General features: G+C 63.3%; 23 protein-coding genes. 11 read left to right on the forward strand and 12 right to left on the reverse strand.

Going from position 1 to position 21,002, the window contains the following annotated elements; all coding sequences use genetic code 11:
* Positions 1-32: 32 nt before the first annotated feature.
* From CJ028_RS09970 to CJ028_RS09980, 3 genes are read left to right on the forward strand one after another with little or no spacing between them, the layout of a single operon-like run.
* On the forward strand, positions 33-740 hold the full coding sequence (locus CJ028_RS09970; RefSeq protein WP_105035089.1) for a response regulator transcription factor: 708 nt from the start codon (positions 33-35) through the stop codon (positions 738-740).
* Complete coding sequence (locus CJ028_RS09975; RefSeq protein ID WP_129590455.1) at positions 733-2,112, forward strand: sensor histidine kinase; 1,380 nt, start codon at positions 733-735, stop codon at positions 2,110-2,112. The genes CJ028_RS09970 and CJ028_RS09975 overlap by 8 nt, the downstream gene beginning before the upstream one ends.
* Complete coding sequence (locus CJ028_RS09980) at positions 2,112-3,158, forward strand: DUF8320 family protein (RefSeq protein WP_105035091.1); 1,047 nt, start codon at positions 2,112-2,114, stop codon at positions 3,156-3,158. Before CJ028_RS09975 ends, CJ028_RS09980 begins: the two co-directional genes overlap by 1 nt.
* A 418-nt stretch (positions 3,159-3,576) precedes the next feature.
* On the opposite strand, the gene CJ028_RS09985 is transcribed toward CJ028_RS09980, so the two are convergent.
* Together CJ028_RS09985 and CJ028_RS09990 are read right to left on the reverse strand one after the other, a co-directional pair.
* The gene (locus tag CJ028_RS09985) at positions 3,577-3,816 is read right to left on the reverse strand and encodes an acyl-CoA carboxylase epsilon subunit (protein WP_105035092.1); all 240 of its coding nucleotides are present in this window, start codon (positions 3,814-3,816) and stop codon (positions 3,577-3,579) included.
* A complete protein-coding gene (locus CJ028_RS09990) occupies positions 3,816-5,420 on the reverse strand; it encodes an acyl-CoA carboxylase subunit beta (RefSeq protein WP_105035093.1) in 1,605 nt (534 codons plus the stop codon). Before CJ028_RS09990 ends, CJ028_RS09985 begins: the two co-directional genes overlap by 1 nt.
* A gap of 203 nt (positions 5,421-5,623) precedes the next feature.
* On the opposite strand from CJ028_RS09990, the gene CJ028_RS09995 reads away from it, so the two are divergent.
* Positions 5,624-6,445, forward strand: a complete 822-nt coding sequence (locus CJ028_RS09995) for a biotin--[acetyl-CoA-carboxylase] ligase (protein ID WP_105035094.1) — start codon at positions 5,624-5,626, stop codon at positions 6,443-6,445.
* 8 nt (positions 6,446-6,453) lie between these two features.
* The gene (locus CJ028_RS10000) at positions 6,454-7,032 is read left to right on the forward strand and encodes a PH domain-containing protein (RefSeq protein WP_105035095.1); all 579 of its coding nucleotides are present in this window, start codon (positions 6,454-6,456) and stop codon (positions 7,030-7,032) included.
* Here the strand turns inward: CJ028_RS10000 and CJ028_RS10005 are convergent.
* Entirely contained in the window at positions 7,009-7,539 is a 531-nt protein-coding gene (locus tag CJ028_RS10005; protein WP_105035096.1) for a GtrA family protein, read from the reverse strand. The genes CJ028_RS10000 and CJ028_RS10005 overlap by 24 nt on opposite strands.
* 131 nt (positions 7,540-7,670) lie before the next feature.
* On the opposite strand from CJ028_RS10005, the gene CJ028_RS10010 reads away from it, so the two are divergent.
* From CJ028_RS10010 to CJ028_RS10020, 3 genes are all read left to right on the forward strand, one after another.
* Entirely contained in the window at positions 7,671-8,807 is a 1,137-nt protein-coding gene (locus CJ028_RS10010; RefSeq protein WP_105035097.1) for a 5-(carboxyamino)imidazole ribonucleotide synthase, read from the forward strand.
* A gap of 83 nt (positions 8,808-8,890) precedes the next feature.
* A complete protein-coding gene (gene purE / locus CJ028_RS10015; RefSeq protein ID WP_105035152.1) occupies positions 8,891-9,358 on the forward strand; it encodes a 5-(carboxyamino)imidazole ribonucleotide mutase in 468 nt (155 codons plus the stop codon).
* On the forward strand, positions 9,355-10,722 hold the full coding sequence (locus CJ028_RS10020; RefSeq protein ID WP_240607182.1) for an LCP family protein: 1,368 nt from the start codon (positions 9,355-9,357) through the stop codon (positions 10,720-10,722). Before purE ends, CJ028_RS10020 begins: the two co-directional genes overlap by 4 nt.
* A 175-nt stretch (positions 10,723-10,897) precedes the next feature.
* On the opposite strand, the gene CJ028_RS10025 is transcribed toward CJ028_RS10020, so the two are convergent.
* The 9 genes from CJ028_RS10025 to rfbB form a co-directional block, all read right to left on the reverse strand.
* Positions 10,898-11,299: a type II toxin-antitoxin system VapC family toxin gene (locus CJ028_RS10025; protein WP_161498951.1), complete on the reverse strand. Its 402-nt coding sequence runs from the start codon at positions 11,297-11,299 to the stop codon at positions 10,898-10,900.
* Positions 11,296-11,553: a type II toxin-antitoxin system Phd/YefM family antitoxin gene (locus CJ028_RS10030; protein ID WP_161498952.1), complete on the reverse strand. Its 258-nt coding sequence runs from the start codon at positions 11,551-11,553 to the stop codon at positions 11,296-11,298. The genes CJ028_RS10025 and CJ028_RS10030 overlap by 4 nt, the downstream gene beginning before the upstream one ends.
* A 147-nt stretch (positions 11,554-11,700) precedes the next feature.
* Positions 11,701-12,969, reverse strand: coding sequence for a HipA domain-containing protein (locus tag CJ028_RS10035; RefSeq protein WP_105035100.1), 1,269 nt, complete (start codon positions 12,967-12,969; stop codon positions 11,701-11,703).
* Between the two features lie 3 nt (positions 12,970-12,972).
* Positions 12,973-13,284, reverse strand: a complete 312-nt coding sequence (locus tag CJ028_RS10040; protein ID WP_105035101.1) for a helix-turn-helix domain-containing protein — start codon at positions 13,282-13,284, stop codon at positions 12,973-12,975.
* A gap of 101 nt (positions 13,285-13,385) precedes the next feature.
* On the reverse strand, positions 13,386-13,802 hold the full coding sequence (locus CJ028_RS10045) for a GtrA family protein (RefSeq protein WP_105035102.1): 417 nt from the start codon (positions 13,800-13,802) through the stop codon (positions 13,386-13,388).
* Positions 13,803-13,805: 3 nt separating this feature from the next.
* Positions 13,806-14,948 carry a glycosyltransferase family 4 protein gene (locus tag CJ028_RS10050; RefSeq protein ID WP_105035103.1) on the reverse strand — a complete coding sequence of 381 codons (1,143 nt, stop codon included), beginning with the start codon at positions 14,946-14,948 and terminating at the stop codon, positions 13,806-13,808.
* Between the two features lie 119 nt (positions 14,949-15,067).
* Positions 15,068-16,267, reverse strand: a complete 1,200-nt coding sequence (locus CJ028_RS10055; protein ID WP_338064136.1) for a glycosyltransferase family 4 protein — start codon at positions 16,265-16,267, stop codon at positions 15,068-15,070.
* A 46-nt stretch (positions 16,268-16,313) separates the two neighbouring features.
* A complete protein-coding gene (rfbD, locus tag CJ028_RS10060; protein WP_105035104.1) occupies positions 16,314-17,162 on the reverse strand; it encodes a dTDP-4-dehydrorhamnose reductase in 849 nt (282 codons plus the stop codon).
* 1 nt (position 17,163) lies between these two features.
* On the reverse strand, positions 17,164-18,150 hold the full coding sequence (gene rfbB, locus CJ028_RS10065; protein ID WP_105035105.1) for a dTDP-glucose 4,6-dehydratase: 987 nt from the start codon (positions 18,148-18,150) through the stop codon (positions 17,164-17,166).
* A 71-nt stretch (positions 18,151-18,221) separates the two neighbouring features.
* Between rfbB and CJ028_RS10070 the strand changes: the two genes are divergently transcribed.
* From CJ028_RS10070 to CJ028_RS10080, 3 genes are read left to right on the forward strand one after another with little or no spacing between them, the layout of a single operon-like run.
* Positions 18,222-18,833: a dTDP-4-dehydrorhamnose 3,5-epimerase family protein gene (locus CJ028_RS10070; protein WP_105035106.1), complete on the forward strand. Its 612-nt coding sequence runs from the start codon at positions 18,222-18,224 to the stop codon at positions 18,831-18,833.
* 3 nt (positions 18,834-18,836) lie between these two features.
* Positions 18,837-19,697 carry a glucose-1-phosphate thymidylyltransferase RfbA gene (gene rfbA / locus CJ028_RS10075; RefSeq protein WP_105035107.1) on the forward strand — a complete coding sequence of 287 codons (861 nt, stop codon included), beginning with the start codon at positions 18,837-18,839 and terminating at the stop codon, positions 19,695-19,697.
* 50 nt (positions 19,698-19,747) lie between these two features.
* On the forward strand, positions 19,748-21,001 hold the full coding sequence (locus CJ028_RS10080; RefSeq protein ID WP_105035108.1) for an acyltransferase family protein: 1,254 nt from the start codon (positions 19,748-19,750) through the stop codon (positions 20,999-21,001).
* Position 21,002 lies beyond the last annotated feature (1 nt).

The raw sequence follows: 21,002 nt of genomic DNA on the forward strand, positions 1-21,002 counted from the left end.
TTGAGACTAGACAACCCGAAGGCAGCCCTACCGTGAGCCACGCAGCAACTGATCCCGCACCATCCGTTCCCACCGACGCGCCCGTTCGCGTCGGTATTGTCGACGACCACGAGTCGGTACGACTGGGCTTGCAGGCCGCCTGCGAGAACGCCGGCTACGAAGTCTTGTTCGCGGCGGCAACCGCGCAGGCGCTCATCGACGGCCTGGCCGGCCGCAAATGTGACGTGATCGTGCTCGATCTCTCGCTCGGCGACGGGTCACTCGTCACCGACAACGTGCGCCTGGTGGCGACCACAGGCTCCGCGGTGCTCGTGCACAGCATCGCCGACCGGGTCGCCTCGGTGCGGGAAGCCCTCGCCGCCGGTGCAGCCGGGGTTATCCCCAAGTCGTCGCCGACCACGACGGTAATGGCCGCCGTCGCATCCGTTGCCCGCGGTGACGTGCTCAACAACCTGGAGTGGGCCACCGCCATCGACGCCGACCGGGACTTCGCCAAGGCGCAGCTCGGCCGTCGCGAACGCGATGTGCTGCACCTCTACGCCTCGGGTCTGCCGCTCAAGATGGTCGCCATGCAGCTGGGGATCGCGCACTCCACCGCCCGCGAATACCTCGATCGCATTCGCGTGAAGTACGTCGAGGTCGGGCGTCCGGCGCCGACCAAGGTCGACCTGCTGCGTCGTGCCGTCGAAGATGGAATCCTGCCAGGGCTCGACGCCACCGAAGCTGACCGCGGTGTCTAAACGGGCCGCCCGCCAGGGCGACCAACACAGCCAGGGGACGATGGTCTCCACGACAACGCAGCCGTTCACGGCTGTCGGTGACGACGCGCACGAGGCCGATGGCAGCCTGCTTGGCCGCGTCCGGCATCCGCTCAACCCGATCAGCCACGCCCAGATCGAAATCGTGCTATCGCGATCGGTGGCCGGCGTCGCGGTGATCTTCGCCATGCAGAGCGCGCCGTTGATGCTTGAGCAGTTGGAGAGCCGTAAAGCCGCGTTTGGCGTGCCGATTGCGATCCTTCTGGGGCTGACGATTGTGATTTTCGTCGTTGCGACGCTAATTCGGCGGGGTATCCGTACGGCCGCAGCCGCCGTGGCTGCCGTCTATCTCGCCGCACTTTTTGTGTGGCCCCTGCTCATGATCGATCCCACGGCCGTGCTCGAGAGCAAGCCCTGGCTGTGGTATCTGTGCAGTGTCGCTACCTCGTGCGCCGCCATCGCCCTGCCGTTGTTCTGGGCCGCTGCCTATACGGTGGTCGCGCCGATCACCTTCGGGCTCCTTCGGGTGCTCCCCTCCGGCGGCGAGGCCGAGAACCTGCTCGCCGTGCTCGACACCTGCTACGCCATGCTGCTCGGCGGCACGGTGCTCATTATTATCTATGTACTGCGGGAGGCCACAGCTAAGGTCGACACTGCCCAGTCCAATGCACTCGCGAAGTACTCCGTGGCGGTGCGCCATCACGCCACCGAGGTGGAGCGGGTCGAGGTTGATTCCATCGTGCACGACACTGTGCTCGCGACATTGCTCTCAGCGGCGGGCGTGCGCAACGCCAGGGGCGCCGAACTGGCGGCGGCGATGGCTCGAAGCGCCATCATCCGCTTGCAGGAAGCCAATGGCGAGCGCAATCTCGACGATGCCACCGTCTCCGTTGCCAAGCTGGCCGCGCGCATCCGCTCTGCTGCCGCCTCGACCGGAGTATTCACCGTGACCGAGCTGTGCCTGGATGGCCTCAGCATTCCGGAGCATGCCGCCGAGGCCCTCTACTCGGCCAGTGTGCAGGCCATGGTCAACAGCGTGCAGCACGCAGGTCCCGCACAATCGCGCAACGTCACAGTGAGCGGTAACGACCAGAGCGGATGCACCATCGAGATCAGCGATACCGGCCGCGGGTTCGACGTGTCCAGCGTCGCCAGCGCCCGTCTGGGCTTGCGAGTGTCGATACATGATCGGGTGGCCGCCGCCGGCGGCGTGGCCGTGCTGCGCACGAGCATCGGCCGCGGCACGACGATCACCATCACCTGGCCGCGGGCCGATGAGGCCGACGAGCCGATCGCCGTCTCGGCGGCCGAGGCGATGGGCGCGCTGTCCGGGCGCGACGCGGGCGGAAAATGATGACCGGCGTCGTAGTCGTCTCCCGCGCCCTGGCCCTCATCGTGGCGGCCTTCTTCTCGGGCTACCATGTACTGCTCGGCCTGTATTCGCTAGGCCAACCAGACTCCGCGGCTCCGATTTTTGCGGCCATGGGTCTGTACATCGTGGCGACCATCGCGAGTCTCTGGCCCTTCAGCCCCATGCGCATGTCGCTGCCGCTGGCCCTGTTCAACGTGGGCGTCTCGGTGGCGATTCCACTGATCGTGGGCAGCCAGCTCGATGGATCCACCGGCAAGCTCGGGTACGCCACCTGGTACGTAGCCGCGATCGGCACCCTGATGACGATCACAGCCACCCGCAAGCGCCCGCAGTTGGCCCTGCTGGGCGTCGGCGTGCTCGTGGTGCACAGCGTCATCTGGGCGGGCGTTGGCGAGCTCGGGCACATGGGCGTCATCGGCAGCGTGGTCTGGGTGGTCGCTGCCGGGCTGCTGTCGCGGGCCCTCGTGAAGGCCAGCCGCGATGCGCGCCAGTACGCGCGGGCCGAGCGTGAGGCGAGCGGATGGCACGCCGCCCAGGAGGCTCATCTCTACGAGCGCCAGGTGCGGCTGACCCAGACGATACGTCTGGCCATGCCCATGCTGCGCCGCATCAGCGAGAGCGACGGCGATCTCAGCGAGGCCGACCGACAGGAGTGCCGGCTGCTCGAAGCGGCAATTCGTGACGAAATCCGTGGGCGGCGCTTGCTGAACCACGCCGTGCGCGAGCAGGTCATGGCGGCCAGGCGGCGCGGGGCGAGCGTCACCCTGCTCGATGAAGGCGGGATCGACGACCTCAGCGGTTCCGAGCTGGAGATCGTGCTCAACGCCCTCGCGACCGCCATCGGCCGCACGAACGCCGACAAGATCATTGCCCGCACGTCGGCCGACAGCGCGACTATCGCGGTCACCGTGGTGGGCCTCTTGAGCCCCGACCCGGCCGTGAGCGCCCTCGGACCTGACGCATCCGATGAGGAAGAAGTCGACCTGTGGATGGAAATACCCCGGCGGGCAGCGACTGCCGCTGTCTGACAGGGCGTGTGACAGGCGCGTGACGGTGGGAACGCGAAAGGGGATCAGCCGAAGCTGATCCCCTAACGACTATTCGAGAAAGGACGACAACCCGAATGCCATCCGTTCTCGCCCCCAACACATTCGCTCGCTTACCCTAGTCAGCGAATGATTGGTGGTGAAACTCCAGGAGCGTCACCGAGCACCTTCAGTCTGTACTATCCCCGTTGCCCGCACAGTCGGCATTTAGGAGGACAGACGTACCGGTGGTTGCCCCACCCGAGCATCCCGCGCACCTCGAACCCCGCTCCACCCCGTTCGGGGCCCGGGCCCCGTCCCTGGGCCCAGTTTATAGACTGGGCCCACGGTCCGGGCCCGGGCCCCGACCAAAATGGGCAGGGCAAATGGGCAGGGCAAACGGGCCGGGCGAACGGGGGAGTTAGCCGGTGAAGCCGCGCCAGCGGCCGGAGCCGGGGTACACCGGCCGGCGAATGGCGCGCTGGTTCTGCTGCCAGGCGCTCTGGCCGAGTTCCGGCGCGGCCCGGCGCTCGTCGGACTCTTCTCGCAACAGACCGCGGATGACGGCGCTCACCGCCGACACCTCGACCTCACTCACGTGCGTGGTTACGAAAACCAGCTCCGACGGGTCGAACTCCGATGGCTTCACAGAAGATGACATTAGAGCGGAATGTTCCCGTGCTTCTTGGCGGGCAGCGTGGCCCGTTTGGTGCGCAGGGCCCGCAGCGCCTTGATGACCGATACCCGGGTGGCGGCCGGCTCGATGATGCCGTCGAGCTCGCCGCGCTCAGCGGCCAGGAACGGGCTCGCCACGTTATAGGTGTACTCGTTGGCCAGTCGCGTGCGCACGGCAGCGACGTCTTCACCGGCCTGCTCGGCCGCCTTGATCTCGGCGCGGTACAGAATGTTCACAGCACCCTGGCCGCCCATGACAGCGATCTCCGCGGTTGGCCAGGCCAGGTTGGTGTCGGCGCCGAGCTGCTTGGATCCCATCACGATGTACGCGCCGCCGTAGGCCTTGCGGAGAATGACGGTGACCAGCGGCACGGTGGCCTCGGCGTAGGCGTACAGCAGTTTCGCCCCACGACGGATGATGCCGGTCCATTCCTGATCGGTGCCCGGCAGAAAGCCGGGTACGTCGACGAGGGTGAGAATCGGAATGGAGAACGCATCGCAGAACCGCACGAAGCGGGAAGCCTTCTCGCCGGCCTCGATGTTCAGCGTGCCGGCCATGGCATTGGGCTGGTTGGCGACGATGCCGATCGAGCGCCCCTCGACCCGAGCGAACCCCACGACGATGTTCGGCGCGTACAACGGCTGCGTCTCGAGAAAGTCGCCGTTGTCGACGATGTGCTCGATGACGGTTTTCACGTCGTAGGGCTGGTTAGGCGAATCGGGGATGATCGTGTTGAGGCGACGGTCGGCATCCGTTGTTTCGAGCTCCACCTCGCTGTCGAACACCGGCAGTTCAGCCAGGTTGTTGTCGGGCAGGTAGCTCAGCAGGGCGCGGGCGAAGTCGAGCGCGTCGGGTTCATCGCTGGCGAGATAATGCGAGACGCCGGAGATCTTGTTGTGGGTGAGGGCTCCGCCGAGCTCTTCCATGCCGACGTCTTCGCCGGTGACGGTCTTGATCACGTCGGGGCCGGTGACGAACATCTGGCTGGTCTTGTCGACCATGATCACAAAGTCGGTCAGAGCGGGGGAGTAGACCGCGCCACCGGCGGCCGGGCCGCAGATGATCGAGATCTGCGGAATGACACCGGAGGCGGCCGTGTTGCGCCGAAAGATCTCGCCGTACTTGCCGAGGGCCACGACGCCCTCCTGAATGCGCGCTCCGCCGGAGTCGAGAATGCCGATGATGGGCACCCCGGTCTTCAGGGCGAGGTCCATCACCTTGATGATCTTCTCCCCGGCTACCTCGCCGAGCGAGCCGCCGAAGATGGTGAAGTCCTGCGAGTACACGGCCACCTGGCGGCCGTGGATGGTGCCGGTTCCGGTGACGACGGCGTCGCCATAGGGCCGCTTCTTTTCCATGCCGAAGGCCACGGTGCGGTGCCGCACGAACTCGTCGAGCTCCACGAAGGAACCCTGGTCGAGCAGCAGGTCCACGCGCTCGCGGGCGGTCATCTTGCCCTTGGCGTGCTGCTTTTCGATGGCGGTGGCCCCGCTGGCGGTCACGGCTTCGTGATAGCGCAGCTTGAGGTCGGCGAGTTTTCCCGCCGTCGTATACAGGTCGGGTGCCGCGGCGGGCGTCTTGTCAGTCACCGTTTCACTCTACCGGCACCCCCCGCACGCTCCCCGTTGACGATATTCCACAACTTTGCAGTGCAACACTGCACATTTCCCCTCTACTGCCCACCGTCGCCGTTCATAACTCCTGTAATTTGCTCAGAAATCGCCAAGAATAGGTGTTTTGAGGCCAGATTCGACAGAATTGCAGGAGTTATGCACACGAGAGGGTCGCCACCATGGAGTTTTCGCTCAGCCGCACCGAGGTGAGCCGGTTCGAGTACCGTTCCGAGGCCACCTCCACCAATGATGTGCTCAAAGACCTCGCCACAACGGATGCCGCCGCCTGGCCTGACCTCTCGGCCCTGGTTACCGACAACCAGACTCAGGGGCGTGGCCGGCTCGGTCGCGTCTGGCTGGCCCCGACCGGCAAAGCCTTGGCCATCTCGGTGCTGATCCGACCCCAGTTACCGCCGGCGAGTCTCGGGTGGTTCCCGCTCCTGGCCGGCGCCGCCATGACCCGCGCCGTGAAAACAGTCGTCGAAGCGAGCATGAAGCCGGTCGAAGGGGTCAAAGAAGCCGAGGACCCCCGCCACGAAACAACCCTGAAATGGCCCAATGACGTACTGATCGACGGCTACAAGGTGTGCGGCATCCTGTGCGAGTTGCTGCCCGACGGCACAGGAATCATCATTGGTGCCGGCCTCAACCTCTCGCTGGACGAACACGACTTGCCCACCCTCACGTCCACCTCGCTGCTGCTGGTCACCCGCACTATGCCCGATCCCGATAAAGTACTCGCCGCCTACTTGCACGAGCTCGGCACGCTTTACAAAGCTTTCGTGCATGCAAACGGCGACGCGCAGCAAGGCCTGCACGCCGCCGTCACCGAACTCTGCGGCACCCTCGGCAGCGTCGTGCGGGTCGAACTGCCCGGCGGCGCCGACCTCGTGGGGGCCGCAACCGGCATCGACGTCGAGGGGCGGCTGCGAGTCGTCAATCAGGCCGATGGCGAGGAACGGTCTGTCGCCGCTGGCGATGTCACCCACCTGAGGTATTAATAGAAGTAATGAAGAAGAAAGCGCTCGAAGAGACCCACGAGACCGAACCCTCCGGCTACGCCCGCGAGAGCCGGCCCGAGAAGGTCGTCGCACGCCTGCGCCCGCATGCCCGGGTGCTGGCCTGGCCCACCCTGCTTCTGTTCATTTTGGCCGGCGGCACCGGCTACTTCTTCGGCAACCTGCCCGAGCCCTGGCAGAACGCCGCCGTGCTCGGCGGCGCCATCCTGCTGGCCGTACTCGGCTGGCTGCTGCCGCTCGCCGCCTGGCTCACCAAGCGCTACACGATCACGACCCGTCGCATCATTTTCCGGCACGGATTCTTCGTGCGCACCCGGCAAGAGCTGCTGCACAGCCGCGGCTACGACGTGAGCGTGCGGCAGAATTGGCTGCAGGCAGGGTTCCACTCGGGCACGGTGCTCATTAATTCGGGGCTGGAGCATCCGCTCGTGTTGAAAGACGTGCCCAACGTCGACCTCGTGCAGAGTACGCTGCACGACCTCATGGAGAAGGCCAGCACCGTCATGGGTTCACGCCGACAGGAGCAGTCGGCCCTCGCCGACGAGTCAGCGTTCTGGGGTCGCCGCTAGCCGAATAGCTCCGGTGCGGGTAGTCACCACACCGATACCAACGGATGCCGGCGCCCCACTCCGTCCCGGCGCGAACACCCAGTAGCGGTACAGCGCGAAGCGAAACACCGCCCCGAGAATGAGACCAACGACGTTGCCCGCGATGTTGTCGGCGAGAACGCTCGTGTAACCGAGCACGTAGTGGCTGAACCACAGGCAGCCGATGCCGATGCCCATGCCCACGAGGCTCACCGCCAGAAACTCCAGGCCCTCGCGCGCCGTGTGGTTCTGGCGGTTCTTGCTGAAAGTCCAATAGCGATTGCCGAGCCAGTTCACCAGAATGGCCAGCACGGTCGAGATCACCTTGGCGTAGATGGGGCCGGCGTGTACGTCGGCCGAATCCAGCACGGTGGTGCGCAGCAGGTTGAACACCGTGAAGTCCACCACGAAGCCCAGCGCACCGACGGCGCCGAACTTGAGGCCCTGACTCAGGAAGCTGAGCAGGCGCTGCTTCAGGGTGATCGACATGCGTCCGTCCGACGTTCGGTAAAGTGGCACTAGGAAAGCACTGAAGTCTCGCAGTCTACGGCGTGTTCAAATTGCCGGGCTGGAGATTCACGTGCGTTTAGCTGAACGCTTGCATAGAGAATGGTGAACAAATGGCTTTGACCGTCGGTGTGATTGGCGCAGGTCAGCTGGCCCGCATGATGATCCCCGCGGCCGTGAACCTCGGCATCGAGTTGAAGGTTCTCGCTGAAGCCGATGGTATGTCCGCCGAGCTCGCCGCAGTAAGCGTTGGCGACTACCGCGACCTGGCCACCGTGCTCGCCTTCGCCAAGACCGTCGATGTCATCACCTTCGACCACGAACACGTGCCGCAGGAGATTCTGCGCGAACTCGTGCGCGAAGGCGTAAAAGTGCACCCCGGCCCCGACGCCCTGCTCTACGCGCAAGACAAGCTGCTCATGCGCGAAAAGCTCGCCGAGCTGGGCCTGCCCGTGCCGGACTGGGCCCGCATCGTTGATGCGGCCGGCCTCGCCGACTTCTTGAAGGATCACGGCGGCCGCGCCGTCGTCAAGACCGCCCGCGGCGGGTACGACGGCAAGGGCGTGCGAGTGGTCAGCCACGAACACGACGTCGATGACTGGTTCCAGGCGCTCGCCGAAGACGGCAACGGCGGCGCCCTGCTGGTCGAAGAACTCGTGCACTTCAGCCGCGAGCTGGCCCAGGTGGTCGCCCGCCGCCCCAGCGGTGAGATCGCCGTCTGGCCGGTCGTGGAGACCGTGCAGAAAGACGGCGTCTGCGCCGAGGTCATCGCGCCGGCGCCTCAGTCCATGGGCCGGCTCGCCGACGTCGCCACCGACATCGCCGTGGCCGTGGCCGAGGGCATCGGTGTCACCGGGGTGTTGGCCGTCGAGCTGTTCCAGACCACGGATGAGCGTCTCCTCATCAACGAGCTGGCGATGCGCCCGCACAACAGCGGTCACTGGTCGATTGAGGGCTCCACGACGAGCCAGTTCGAGCAGCACCTCCGCGCGGTTCTCGATCTGCCGCTCGGTGCGACCGGCGCCAGAGACCAGTGGACGGTGATGGTGAACATCTTTGGCGGACCAGCGTCAGGCTCGCTCGGTGACCGCTATGGGGAGGGCCTGGCGCAGCATCCGCTCGTGAAAGTGCACAACTACGGCAAGGCATCGAGGCCCGGCCGCAAGGTGGGCCATGTCACGGCGTGCGGCGACGATCTCGACGAAGTTGCCTACCAAGCGCGCGCCACTGCACAAATCTTTCAGGCCTGAGCAATAGGATCATCTGCGTGCCAGAGAACACCGAGACATCCACTGTGCCCACGAGCCTAGTCGCGCCTATCGTCGGCCTGGTCATGGGCAGCGACTCCGACTTCACCGTCATGAGCGCTGCAGCGCAAACCCTGAAGGACTTCGGGGTCGCGCACGAGGTACAGGTTGTCTCGGCACACCGCACCCCAGAGCGGATGCTCTCCTATGGCCGCACCGCGCAGGCTCGCGGTCTTAAGGTGATCATTGCCGGGGCCGGGGGAGCGGCGCACCTGCCCGGCATGCTCGCCGCTATGACCACGCTGCCCGTGGTGGGCGTGCCCGTTCCGCTCGGGCTGCTCGACGGCCTCGATTCGCTTCTGTCGATCGTGCAGATGCCGGCCGGCGTGCCGGTCGCAACCGTGTCGATCGGCGGGGCGAAGAACGCCGCTCTGATCGCGATCAAGATTCTTGCCACGAGCGATGACGCGCTGCGCGTGAAGCTCGAAGATTATGCCGTAGCGCTCGCAGAGTTGGTCGAGCAGAAGAACAGGGACCTCCAAACCCGATTATGAGTAGTGTGACTGACCCGATCCGGCACCCGAATTCCGGCTCCACGCGCATCATGACGACGCGTGCGTGGTGGCTCGTCGTACTCAATTTCGTGCTTCCCGGTTCGGCGCAGGTGCTCGCCGGCAACCGCCGGCTCGGCCGGTTCGGCCTTCGCTCCACCCTCACGCTGGTCGCCGTCGCTATTATCGCCGGTGCGGTCTACCTGCTCTGGCCCGAGGTGGTACTCACCGTCTTCACGAGCACCATCGGCCTGTGGGTGGCCGCCGCTGTACTCGCGTTCTACGCGCTCACCTGGCTCGTGCTCACCGTCAACACCCTCGGCCTGATCAACCTGGGTCGTGCCGCGCCGGGCGCTCGCCCGATCATTGCCGCGTTCTCGGCGGCGCTCATGGTCGTCGTCTGTGGAACCGCCGGCTACGGCGCCTTCTTTGCCACCTCGGCGAGCGGATTCCTCTCCTCCGTGTTCGTCGCCGGCCCGAGCGAACCGCCGGTCGATGGCCGCTACAACATCCTGCTGCTCGGCGGTGACGCCGGCGCCGACCGCGACGGCCTGCGCCCCGACAGTATGTCGGTGGTCAGCATCGACGCCACGACCGGCCAGGCCACCACCATTAGCATGCCGCGCAACCTTGAGGACGTGCCGTTCTCGGCCGGGTCTTCGCTCGGAGCGCTCTACCCAGAGGGCTACGGTTCCATCGACGGATGCGACGTGTCGGGTCGCTGCATGCTCAACGCCATCTTCACCGAGGCCGAGCTGAAACGCCCCGAGTACTACCCGAACGCGGTGGCCGAGGGCAGTTCCCCCGGTGTTCAGGCCACGATCGAGGCGGCGCAGGGCATCACCGGACTGACGATTCAGTACTACGTACTCATCGACATGCAGGGCTTCTCCGAACTCATCGACGCCCTCGGCGGCGTTGACATCACGGTTTCCGAGCGGCTTCCGATCGGCGGTGACGAGCAGCTTAAAGAGGTTGAGGGCTGGATCGAGGTCGGCCCCCAACACATGGATGGCAGGACCGCCACTTGGTACGCGCGGTCCCGGCACACGACCAGCGACTACGATCGCATGGGGCGCCAGACTCAGTTGCAAGAAGCGCTGCTCGCCCAGTTCAATCCGGCAAATGTGCTGACTAAGTTTCAGGGCATCGCCGCCGCAGGCTCTGAGGTGATCAAAACGGATGTGCCGCAGGGTATGCTCCCCTATTTCGTGAACCTCGCCTCCAAGACCAAGGAGCTGCCGGTCGTCTCGGTGCCCCTGATTCCCGAGAATGGCGTCGACCCCGAAGACCCCGACTACGCCGCCATTCAGGCCATGATCGCAACGGCGCTGGCCCCCGCGCCAACCGCCACCCCCGCCCCCTAACCCTGAGGCAACGCCTGCACGCCGGTGTGCTCGCCGGATCCTGCATGCGCGTCCAAACGTTGCGCGCGCGCGTGGCACGCTGCTACTGCCAGCATCCGCTGACCGCTCCTTCAGCTTTCAACCGCGCGACCGCCCCTACCAATGCGCGCATTGCGAAAGCGGATGCCAACGTGCGCTAAATGACGATCACTTCGGGGCCACCAAGGTCTGACAAGACCTGGAAATCGGTGTCCTGGGTGTAGACGGTGAGCGAATGCGCGAGTGCCGTGGAGGCAATCCACAGGTCGTTGACGTTGAGCCGACGTTCGCTCTCGCGAAGCTTTTGCCGTAATCGAGCCCAATGCGCGGCCACTGCCTCATCGATATGGAGCACCGTTGCGATTGACACTGTGTCAAGGGTCTGCAGTCGGGCTCCCCGTGTGTCGGCGTCCCGCGCTGCATGTACTCCGGCGTACAGCTCACCGAGCGTCACGGCGCTGACAAACTGTTCTTCTGGCAATCTGTCGAACTGTATTGCACGATTTGTCTCTAGCCCCACGAAGACGCTGGAATCAATCAGGCCCCGTGAGGGGTTCACTGGATAGGACCCAGATCGTCCGTTGTCTCGTCGGGTTCCTCGTCGTCGTAGAATTCCGCGATCGGATCGCCGGGACGTCGCACCAGACGTTGCATATCGGCTTTCGTGAGAAACGCCTGCTTGCCTGAACGGATCGGCACCAGCGTCGCGATTGGAACGCCGTTGCTGGTAATCGTTACTTCTTCACCCTGTCGCGCGCGCTCGATCACATCGGCGGTGTGATTGCGCAATTCTCGAACAGGAACCAAGCTCATGCGCTGAGTGTAGCCGGGAGTAGCACGCTGTAGCAAGCATCGCCCCGGCATGAATGCGGATGCCTACGAGTGCAAGCGCCGAGTCGAGACCCGACTGACCGACGGAGCAACGCGAAGTGTCGATACGCGCCCGATTCCGCGGCTGAATTACCATCCGTGCTCGTGCACGAGGCTGAATATCGAGTTTGAAACCTTTGTTGCAAATTCCTGTTCGCCTGAGGTGCCTCCAATGCCTGCTGCGGCATCCGCGAACGCGCCAGCGAGGCCGCCGCGGATATACCTCACGCGCTCCTCGGCGTAGCCCACGGTGATGTGCAATTTCGCAGCCACCGAGAGAAAATCACTCAGGCCGATGGCGTCTATGCGGTACTCGTCACCGACCTTCATCGCCGAGCGAAGCGCAGCCGTCGCCGGATACGGCGCATGCGTTCCGAGGTCATAAAGCGGGGCGAGCACAGCGCGGTCGCCACGCAAGAGAATCGAAATGTTCTTTGCATGCGCGTCCGTGCAAGCGGCCGAAACGTTGAACACGAGGGAATCGAAGAACCGCTTCTGGCTTGCCTCCCGATCGCTTAGGGGCAATCGGCCAAGCAATTGAGCGATGGTGCCAACGCCCGGACCGCCGTCCTGCTGGTACTTGAGATCTGGTGGAACGCTCAGAGCCTGGCAGAGGTCTTCTTGATGCAGCCGCGCCCATCGTCCGTCTAATTGTCGTCGGTCGTATCGGCGTGAGACAAAGACGTGATCCCCCTGCTGCGTTGTCGTGAGCTCGTGGTCGGCGACGTTGAGCCCCAGAAGGCGGGCCGCGCGCATCGTCACGTACTCGTTCACGTCATGATTGGAATACGGCGCGATGGCCGGTTTTAGAATGTGCGTGGTCGGCGTGGAATCGTTGGGCACGCCCCACCCACCATCATCGAATCGGAATAGGGCAACCTTGGGCTGCGCGCCAGGCAAACTCCACCGCGCGTCGTCGCCGCGCTGTCCCCAGGTATCGGAGTGCTGAACGATGTCGTTGATGAGGCCACTGAAGTCACCATCGGAGAGTCTTTCGACGTCTCCCTGTCGAGTGGCGGCATCGGTCGAGGCCTCATCGGGCGGCAGAATCTGTACGGCTCCCGCGGCATCCCGGCCGACGTGGGCCAGCAGCCCGAAAGCGTTTCGAGCGGATGTTTGATACGTGGCAGCTAGCTCAGCAAGCTTGGTTGGGCTGTCGGTCAAAAGGCCTTGCAGGAAGGCTGTGACGACCCGCGAGGGGTGCTCGCGCCTCGCCAGCGGCATGGAAAGCGATAGGGGAGTCGACCGACTATCCAGCCGGTATCGTTCGTCGTAGGCAAAGGTGGTATTGCCCTGTTTGGTTTGGGCGAGCGTGCCAACGCGCTCGCCATCGAGGTATACGTAGAGTTCGGAGTTCACCGGTCATCGCCCCAGTTCGGCAAAGACATCGTCAAGCACATTGTGCGGGTCCGGGGCTCGATCGCTGACATCCAGGGCGAGCTGCAGCACCTGAAGCACGTCGAAAACCCGAAAGAGTGACACGCCCACCTTCGCGGATTCGAAGTTGACGAGCCATTCCCGAGAGACTTTCGCGCGGTCGGCTACTTGCTGTTGGGTAAGTCCCAAGGCCTCGCGTTTCGCCCGCGCCAGCGCACCAAGATCCTGTGCGGAACGTGTATACATTTCAGCCTCCACGGTGGATGATCGTCCACGTTTACCATTATGGATGATCATCCACAATCTAGCAAGTGCATGATCGTGCACATGCTCTCCGGAACAGCGGCCACATCGCAAAGCGGCCACCGACGAGTGGCTCACCCGTCGGCGATCGGCGGCTAACCCTCGCTTTGCTCGCTACTGCGGCGAAACGAGAACTTCTTGTGCCCGAAGAAGCTCAGCAACGTCGTGACCAGAAGAATGACCAGCTGGGCGAGCAGCGGCGGCACCAGAAGCACCTCAACCAGCAGGGGCAGCGCGGCCGCGTTGATGCCGATTGCCACCAGGTACACGCTGACGAACCGGGCGAAGTCCCGCGGCACGTGCCCGTGCACCACGAAGACGAATCGCCGGTACAGCACGAAAGCCAGGGTGATGCCGACCACGTAGGAGAGCGCGAGACTGTTCAGATAGCCGAGGTAGACATCCGCGAACACCCACACGGTGAAAAAGGAGAAGACCAGATAATTGACTGCCGTGTTCGTGGCGCCGACCGCGAGAAACCGCACACGCTGGTCTCGCAGAATCCTCCGCATGGGCTACAGGTCCGCGTGCAGCTGCCAAACCCGCTCGGCCGAGTCGCGCCAGCTGAAGGCCCGCGAACGGTCGCCGCCGAAGATGGTCATGCGGTTCTGCAGCACGCTGTCGCCAAGCACTCGGTTGATCGCATCCACGAGTCGGGCCGGATATTCCTTGGGGTCTGACCGCTCGACCGCGACGCCGGCATCGCCGGCCGCTTCGAGCAGTGCCGGGGCATCGGAGTGCACGACCGGGGTCCCTAGGTGGAACGCCTCAATGATCGGCAGCGCGAACCCTTCTTCCAGGCTGGGATAGACGAACACGCTCGCCCGCGCAATCACCACGGCCAGGTCGGAGTCACTCAGCCCCGACAGCGCGCGCACGCACCCCGGAGCCAGCCCGGCTTCATCGGCGACCGAGGCGAGGTCCAGTTCGCCCCAGGTGTCCGGTCCCAGCACGATCAGGGGCAGGTCGGGTGCGCCCGGCAGCCCGAGCGCCGTAATCAGCGCGGTGACAGCCTTGCGCGGGTCGAGCGACCCGGAGGTCAGAATGTACTGTGATGGTAGCTCCAGCGCCTGCAGGCGCTCTTCCACCAGGGGAATAGCTGGCAGCACGAGCCCGCGTCCCACGGCGCCGCCGATCACGCGCACCCGGTCGCCCAGATCCATGATCTCGGTCAGTTGCCGCGCGACGGCGTGGCTCGGCACCACGATTGCGTCGGCGTGCTTGCGGGCTCGCTTGAGCATGCCCTTGGTCCAGGCGACGGTCGTCGGGGTCAGCGACGATGGATGCGTCCACGCCAGCACGTCGTGCAGGGTCACGGCAATCTGGGTGCCGTCGTCGGCGCGATTGTGGCGGCGCAGCGGCGCGAGCAGTCCAGGCGCGTGAATGAGGCCGGTGCCCGACGCTGCGGTCACGCCGAGCGCCCAGGCCGTGGCCAGCTCCCGGCGGGCCAGCGCCGTCTTGTGCAGATTGGCCAGGCCGGGCAGTGCGGCCTCAATGAGTTCATACTGTGCGGGTGGCGACGACGAAACGATGCCCTCAACGTCGCACTCGGCCGGCGCGGTGGCAATCAGCGCGCGCGTGAGTTCCTCGGTGTAACGCCCGACACCGCCCGGAACCGGGGCGACCATCTGGTCGACGACTACCCGCAGAGTGATCATGCTGCCTCCAAGGCCCCTGCTCCGAAAGCGGGGGCGCGCGGCAATGTTCGAATGGAAAATCGTGGGCGGAGGTGAGTCCGGACTGAAACTCTCAAGTATCCAACTAATATGCGCATGGGCTACAGGTCCGCATGTAATTGCCAGACCCGCTCCGCGGAGTCCCGCCAGCTAAACGCTCTGGCCCGGTCCAGGCCGCGCAGCCGAAGAGTGGAGTTCAGAGACGTGTCGCTTAATACTCGAGAGATGGCCGCAGTCAGTCGTTCCGGATACCCAGCAGCGTCGTTCAGCGCCACAACGTGCCCTGCATCCCCAGCAACCTCGACGAGGGCGGGAGCGTCGCTGTGCACCACAGGGGTGCCGAAACTCATGGCCTCCAGCAGCGGAAGTCCGAACCCCTCGGCCTGGCTCGGGTACACGAACACCGTTGCTCGCGACAAAATGAGCGCGAGATCGCTGTCGCTGACGAAGCCCAGCGCACGAACGCGACCCTCCGCAAGCCCGGCCTCGTCGGCAACTGCTGCGACGTCCAATTCGCCCCAGCCTTGCGGCCCGACGATCAGCAAAGGCAGGTCTGGCGCGCCGGGCAGGCCCAGCCCGCTAATGAGAGCAGTCAACCCTTTGCGCGGCTCAAGTGTGCCGACGGTCAGAATGAACTCTCTCGGCAGTTCTAGCTCGGCAGCTCGCGCATCCGCGTTCGTAGGCAAGCGGAGTTCGCTGCTGACGGCCCCGCCGATCACACGAACGCGGTCGCCGAAGTCCATGATCTCTGAAAGGGCACGCGCCACAGCGTGTGTGGGCACGATGATCGCGTCTGCATGCTTTCTGGCCCGTATGACCATCGCTTTATGCCAGGTCACACCGTGGGGCGTCAGCGTCTCAGGGTGCGTCCACGGCACGACGTCGTGAATGGTTACGGCGACCTGATTCTGATTCGTGGAGCGATCGTGCCGCTTCAATGGGGCCAACAAACTCGTCGCATGGACCATCCCCCCGCCTGGGAGTGAAGTCAACCCTAATTGCCAAGCTGCGGCGAGCTCGCGTCGGGGGAGAGTCGTCTTGTAGAGGGCGGAAAGGCCCGGCAGCCGGTCAATAACCGATGCGTATTTCTCGGGGGTTGACGCACACACCACACCTTCCACGTCGCAGTCGTCGGGTGATGTGAGAATCAGCTGTCGAGTGAGATCCTCGGTGTATCGGCCGATTCCGCCCGGAACTGGCGAAATCATCTGGTCCACAATCACTCGAAGAGTTGTCATCGTTACTTGGCTCTCGGGTGGAATTTCGAGCGTACGAAACGCAAGGGTCGGGTCAGTCGCCACGATACCGTTCCAAGCGCCGGCGTACTGAACGTCTCGTGGGCTTCCACTATCGCAGCGCTCCGGCGACCGTGGCCGCTTCGAGCGCTTGTCTCCAATCGCGCATCGGCTCGATACCTGCTATCGCCCAGGCGTCGTGACCAAGCACCGAATAAGCCGGCCGCGGTGCCGGCAGCACAAAAGCCGAGCTGTCCGTCGGCAGCACGCGCTCGGGGTCAAGTCCGGCCAGCGCGAACACGTCGCGGGCCTGCTCGAACTTCGAGGCGACCCCGGAGTTCGTGCCGTGGTAGATGCCGGCGGGCGCGTCGGAGTCGAGCAGCAGCACGATTTGCGCGGCGAGGTCGACCGTCCAGGTGGGCTGGCCGACCTGATCGGTGACGACGTTCAAGGTGTCGCGCGTACCGGCGGCCTTGAGCATGGTCTTGGCGAAGTTTGGGCCGTTCTTGCCGTACAGCCAGGCCGTGCGCACGATGTAGCTGCGCGAACCGTTTTCCACCTGCACGAAATCCTCACCGGCCGCCTTGGTACGGCCGTAGGCCGAGATGGGGCTGTGCGGCGTGTTCTCGGCGTAGGGCGTGGTGGCGCTGCCATCAAAGACGTAGTCCGTTGAAATCTGCACGAGCTTCGCTTGCCGAGCGGATGCCGCCACCGCCAGATTGTAAGGTCCCACCGCGTTCACGGCGTAGGCCTCGTCTTCGTGCGTTTCGGCGTCGTCAACCTTGGTATACGCGGCGGCGTTGATGATGACGTCGTGCCCGGCGACAGCGGCCTTGACCGCATCGAGATCGGTCACGTCGAGGTCACTCCGGCCGAGAGCCGTCACGTCGCGTCCGGCGAGAGCCGTCTGCAGGTCACGGCCCAGCATGCCGGTGGCCCCGGTGATCAGGTAGCGGGTCATATCAGTTCAGCGCCGCGCGAGCCTTGAGCGGTTCCCACCATTGGCGGTTGTCGCGGTACCACTGCACCACGTCGGCAAGGCCCTGTTCGAACGGAACCTCGGGGGCATAGCCGAGTTCCGCCTGAATCTTGCTGATGTCTACCGAGTAGCGCAGGTCGTGGCCGAGACGGTCGGCGACGCGGTCAACATACGACCAGTCCTTGCCGGTCGAGTCGAGCAGCAGCTGGGTGAGCTCCTTGTTGGTGAGCTCCGTGCCGCCGCCAATGTTGTAGATCTCGCCAGCGCGACCGCCGACGAGCACCATCGCGATGGCGCGGGTGTGGTCGTCCACGTGCAGCCAGTCACGAATGTTGTTGCCCTCGCCGTAGAGGGGAACGTGCAGGTCGTCAATCAGGTTGCTGACGAAGAGCGGAATGACCTTTTCGGGAAAGTGGTATGGGCCGTAGTTGTTCGAGCATCGCGTGATCGAGACGTTGAGGCCGTGGGTGCGGTGGTAGCTGCGGGCGAGCAGGTCGCTGCCGGCCTTCGACGCGCTGTAAGGGGAGTTCGGCTCGAGCGCCCGCTCCTCGTTCCAGGAGCCTTCCGCGATGGAGCCGTAGACCTCGTCGGTGGAGACGTGCACAAACCGGGCCAGCTTGTGGCGCAGCGCGGCGTCGAGCAGCTGCTGGGTGCCGAGCACGTTGGTCTCGACGAAGATCGTCGAATCCATCACGGAGCGGTCGACGTGCGATTCGGCGGCGAAGTGCACCACCGCGTCAAGCCCGGGAAAGAGCGTGTCGAGCAGTTTGCCGTCGCGAATGTCGCCGTGCACAAAGCTGTAGCGCGGAGAATCGGCGATCGGGGCAAGGTTTTCGAGGTTGCCCGAGTAGGTCAGTGCGTCGAGCACGACAACTTCGGCGCCTTCAAGGCCCGGGTACTTGTCTTCAATCGTGCGTCGCACAAAGTTGGAGCCGATAAAACCGGCGCCGCCGGTGACGAGGATCTTCATATAGGAGTAACCGTTCCGTTCGTAGACATGGCCTTGTGATTGTATCGGACAGCGATTGGTAGACTCCGAACGTGCAAATTCGCGAGCTCTCGATCCCCGGTTCCTACGAAGTCACCCCGAGGCAGTTTGGTGATGATCGGGGAGTGTTCCTCGAATGGTACCGATTCGATCATTTAGGCGAGGCTATTGGGCACCCGCTCAAACTCGCCCAGGCCAACACTTCAGTGTCGAAGCGAGGGGTGGTGCGAGGTATCCACTTTGCCGATATACCGCCGGGACAAGCCAAGCACGTCACCGTGACCCACGGCGCGGTACTGGACTTCGTTGTAGACCTGCGTGTAGGTTCGCCAGCCTTCGGCACCTGGGATTCGGTTCGCCTTGATGAGCAGGATCGTCGCGCGGTCTACATTCCCGAAGGTGTTGGTCACGCTTTTGTAGCACTCACCGACGACGCTACGGTGAGTTATCTGGTAACCAGCGTGTTCAACGCTGGACGCGAGCACGGCATCAATCCGCTCGATCCCGACATTGGACTTATTTTTCCGGCCGAGTTGGGAAGTCCACTCGTGTCGGAAAAGGACGAGTTGGCGCCGAGCCTCGGGGAGGCCCTGGAATTGGGACTTCTCCCAACGTGGGAGGCTTCACAGGCCTTTTACGCTTCCCTCAACACGGAAAGTAACTAGCACATGCGCGGCATCATTTTGGCAGGGGGGTCGGGCACTCGTCTCTGGCCCATCACCAAGGGAATTTCCAAGCAACTCATGCCCATTTACGACAAGCCAATGATTTACTACCCGCTATCGACGTTGATGATGGCGGGGATCAACGAGATTCTGATCATTACAACACCGGAATATAACGGTCAGTTCCGTGCCCTCTTGGGTGACGGATCGCAGCTCGGGGTGAGCATCAGCTATGCCGTGCAGGACTCTCCCGATGGCTTGGCGCAGGCGTTCATTATCGGTGAAGAATTCATCGGCGACGACAGCGTTGCTCTGGTCCTGGGTGACAATATATTTCACGGTTCCAAGCTCGGTACTGCCCTGCGTCAGAACGAAACAATTGTGGGCGCAACGATTTTCGCCTATCACGTGTCAAACCCAACTTCGTATGGAGTGGTGGAATTCGACGACGATTTTCGGGCCGTGTCTATCGAAGAGAAGCCGGAAATCCCGCGTAGTAATTACGCAGTACCCGGTCTCTACTTCTACGACAATGATGTCATCGAGATCGCCAAATCGATCCAGCCGAGCGCACGCGGTGAGCTCGAAATCTCAACAATTAATGAGGTGTATCTAAACCGGGGAACTCTGACCGTGCAGGTTCTCGACCGGGGAACCGCGTGGCTGGACACTGGCACGTTCGAATCGATGATGCAGGCTAGCGAATATGTGAAGGTCATCGAGGACCGTCAGGGTTTCAAGATCGGCTGCATAGAGGAAATCGCATGGCGTGCCGGATGGATCACCGACGAGCAACTCGCGATACTCGCGGCTCCATTAAACAAGAGTGGTTATGGGCAATACTTAGCTAAGCTGCTTTCCTAGCTTCCAGATCTGCGAGTCAAGCAAGAGAACAAGGGCCTGCACAGGCCGGAATGGTGCTGATGAAGAAGCTTGGGGATGACGCCATTCGTTCGCAGCCTATCGGGAGAATGCGACAGCTTGATGGACTTCGGGGGGTCGCCTCAGTCGTTGTATTGTTGCATCATAGTCTGCTCCTCAGCCCGGCTTTTGCGGCGACATATATGGCGAACGGCCAGATGCCCGTAACTTTTTCGATTACCTGGTGGTTGACCGCGACGCCTCTGAAACTCTTCACTGCTGGAGGTGAAGCAGTGCTCGTGTTCTTTGTCCTGAGCGGAATAGTTCTTACACTCCCTGTTCTCGATCACTTTCGAAATTTCGACTTCTGGGCATACTTTCCACGCCGCATTGTTCGCTTGTGGTTGCCGACGTTGGCCGCAGTCGTGGTCGCAGCGCTATGTTGGTACTTCGTTCCGAAGGGTCCATCCGAAGATTTTGGCTACTGGGTAAACGTCTTCAATCCTGTGACGGTAACCTTTGGCAACTGGCTTACCACGGCCGACCTCTTTGGCGGAAACGCCATAATGAACAGCCCGATTTGGTCGTTGCACTGGGAGTTGCTGTTCTCACTGCTGCTGCCAATATTCGTCGGTGCGGGAATCATCTTCGCGCGGCGAGCGTGGGTCTGGATTCTCTTTGCCTGCGTTGTCGTGGGGCTCGGTGTGTTTTGGAACTCCACACCGATGCGCTACCTGCCTTTATTCCTAATCGGCGCAATAATTGCTGTCAGTCTTCCGCGTCTGAACTCTGTTCTGACCAAATTCGCTCGATCCCGATGGTCGAATTTGGTGGGTGCACTCTCGGCTGTCTGTGCCCTCGCGCTGGTCATCGCTTACTGGCTCCTGCGTCCGATGGTGGACGGGACTTTGACACTTGTCGCGCTCACGTCAGCTGGGGGAGTCCTCGGCGCCGTTGGCTTCGTGCTGGTTTGCATGTTTTGGCTTCCAGCGATCCAGATTCTCAATTCTCGACTTCTGCAGTGGCTTGGTCGGATTTCATTCAGCCTCTATTTGGTGCACGTCCCGATTGCTTTCGCACTCATCAATTTGCTCGGGGCAAAGTTGTGGCCGCTCGCCACAATGCTGACCGTAACTCTCGGAATTGCACTGGCTGTCGTTTTCAACAGATTTGTTGATGTCCCCTCGCATCTTTTGTCAAAGCGCCTCGGTGCGGCTTTCTCTCAACGTATGACTAAGTTCGCAGGCGCGGATGACGAACTATTGGTCTCGACGAAAGGTCGGAGTTCAACGACCATGCGTGCCTAGT

It is taken from the genome of Cryobacterium aureum, assembly GCF_002954245.1.
In the GTDB taxonomy this organism is placed as follows: Bacteria; Actinomycetota; Actinomycetes; order Actinomycetales; family Microbacteriaceae; genus Cryobacterium; species Cryobacterium aureum.

What these genes read in the sequence shown, in the direction of transcription:
- CJ028_RS10020 (WP_240607182.1), top strand. Translation starts at nt 9,355, where the DNA reads ATGAGTAGTGTGACTGACCCGATCCGGCACCCGAATTCCGGCTCCACG.
- CJ028_RS10005 (WP_105035096.1), bottom strand. Translation starts at nt 7,539, where the DNA reads ATGTCGATCACCCTGAAGCAGCGCCTGCTCAGCTTCCTGAGTCAGGGC.
- purE (WP_105035152.1), top strand. Translation starts at nt 8,891, where the DNA reads ATGGGCAGCGACTCCGACTTCACCGTCATGAGCGCTGCAGCGCAAACC.
- CJ028_RS09995 (WP_105035094.1), top strand. Translation starts at nt 5,624, where the DNA reads ATGGAGTTTTCGCTCAGCCGCACCGAGGTGAGCCGGTTCGAGTACCGT.
- rfbB (WP_105035105.1), bottom strand. Translation starts at nt 18,150, where the DNA reads ATGAAGATCCTCGTCACCGGCGGCGCCGGTTTTATCGGCTCCAACTTT.
- rfbD (WP_105035104.1), bottom strand. Translation starts at nt 17,162, where the DNA reads ATGACCCGCTACCTGATCACCGGGGCCACCGGCATGCTGGGCCGTGAC.
- CJ028_RS10050 (WP_105035103.1), bottom strand. Translation starts at nt 14,948, where the DNA reads ATGATCACTCTGCGGGTAGTCGTCGACCAGATGGTCGCCCCGGTTCCG.
- CJ028_RS09980 (WP_105035091.1), top strand. Translation starts at nt 2,112, where the DNA reads ATGACCGGCGTCGTAGTCGTCTCCCGCGCCCTGGCCCTCATCGTGGCG.
- CJ028_RS09985 (WP_105035092.1), bottom strand. Translation starts at nt 3,816, where the DNA reads ATGTCATCTTCTGTGAAGCCATCGGAGTTCGACCCGTCGGAGCTGGTT.
- CJ028_RS10040 (WP_105035101.1), bottom strand. Translation starts at nt 13,284, where the DNA reads ATGATCATCCATAATGGTAAACGTGGACGATCATCCACCGTGGAGGCT.
- CJ028_RS10080 (WP_105035108.1), top strand. Translation starts at nt 19,748, where the DNA reads ATGGTGCTGATGAAGAAGCTTGGGGATGACGCCATTCGTTCGCAGCCT.
- CJ028_RS10030 (WP_161498952.1), bottom strand. Translation starts at nt 11,553, where the DNA reads ATGAGCTTGGTTCCTGTTCGAGAATTGCGCAATCACACCGCCGATGTG.
- CJ028_RS10000 (WP_105035095.1), top strand. Translation starts at nt 6,454, where the DNA reads ATGAAGAAGAAAGCGCTCGAAGAGACCCACGAGACCGAACCCTCCGGC.
- CJ028_RS10010 (WP_105035097.1), top strand. Translation starts at nt 7,671, where the DNA reads ATGGCTTTGACCGTCGGTGTGATTGGCGCAGGTCAGCTGGCCCGCATG.
- CJ028_RS10045 (WP_105035102.1), bottom strand. Translation starts at nt 13,802, where the DNA reads ATGCGGAGGATTCTGCGAGACCAGCGTGTGCGGTTTCTCGCGGTCGGC.
- rfbA (WP_105035107.1), top strand. Translation starts at nt 18,837, where the DNA reads ATGCGCGGCATCATTTTGGCAGGGGGGTCGGGCACTCGTCTCTGGCCC.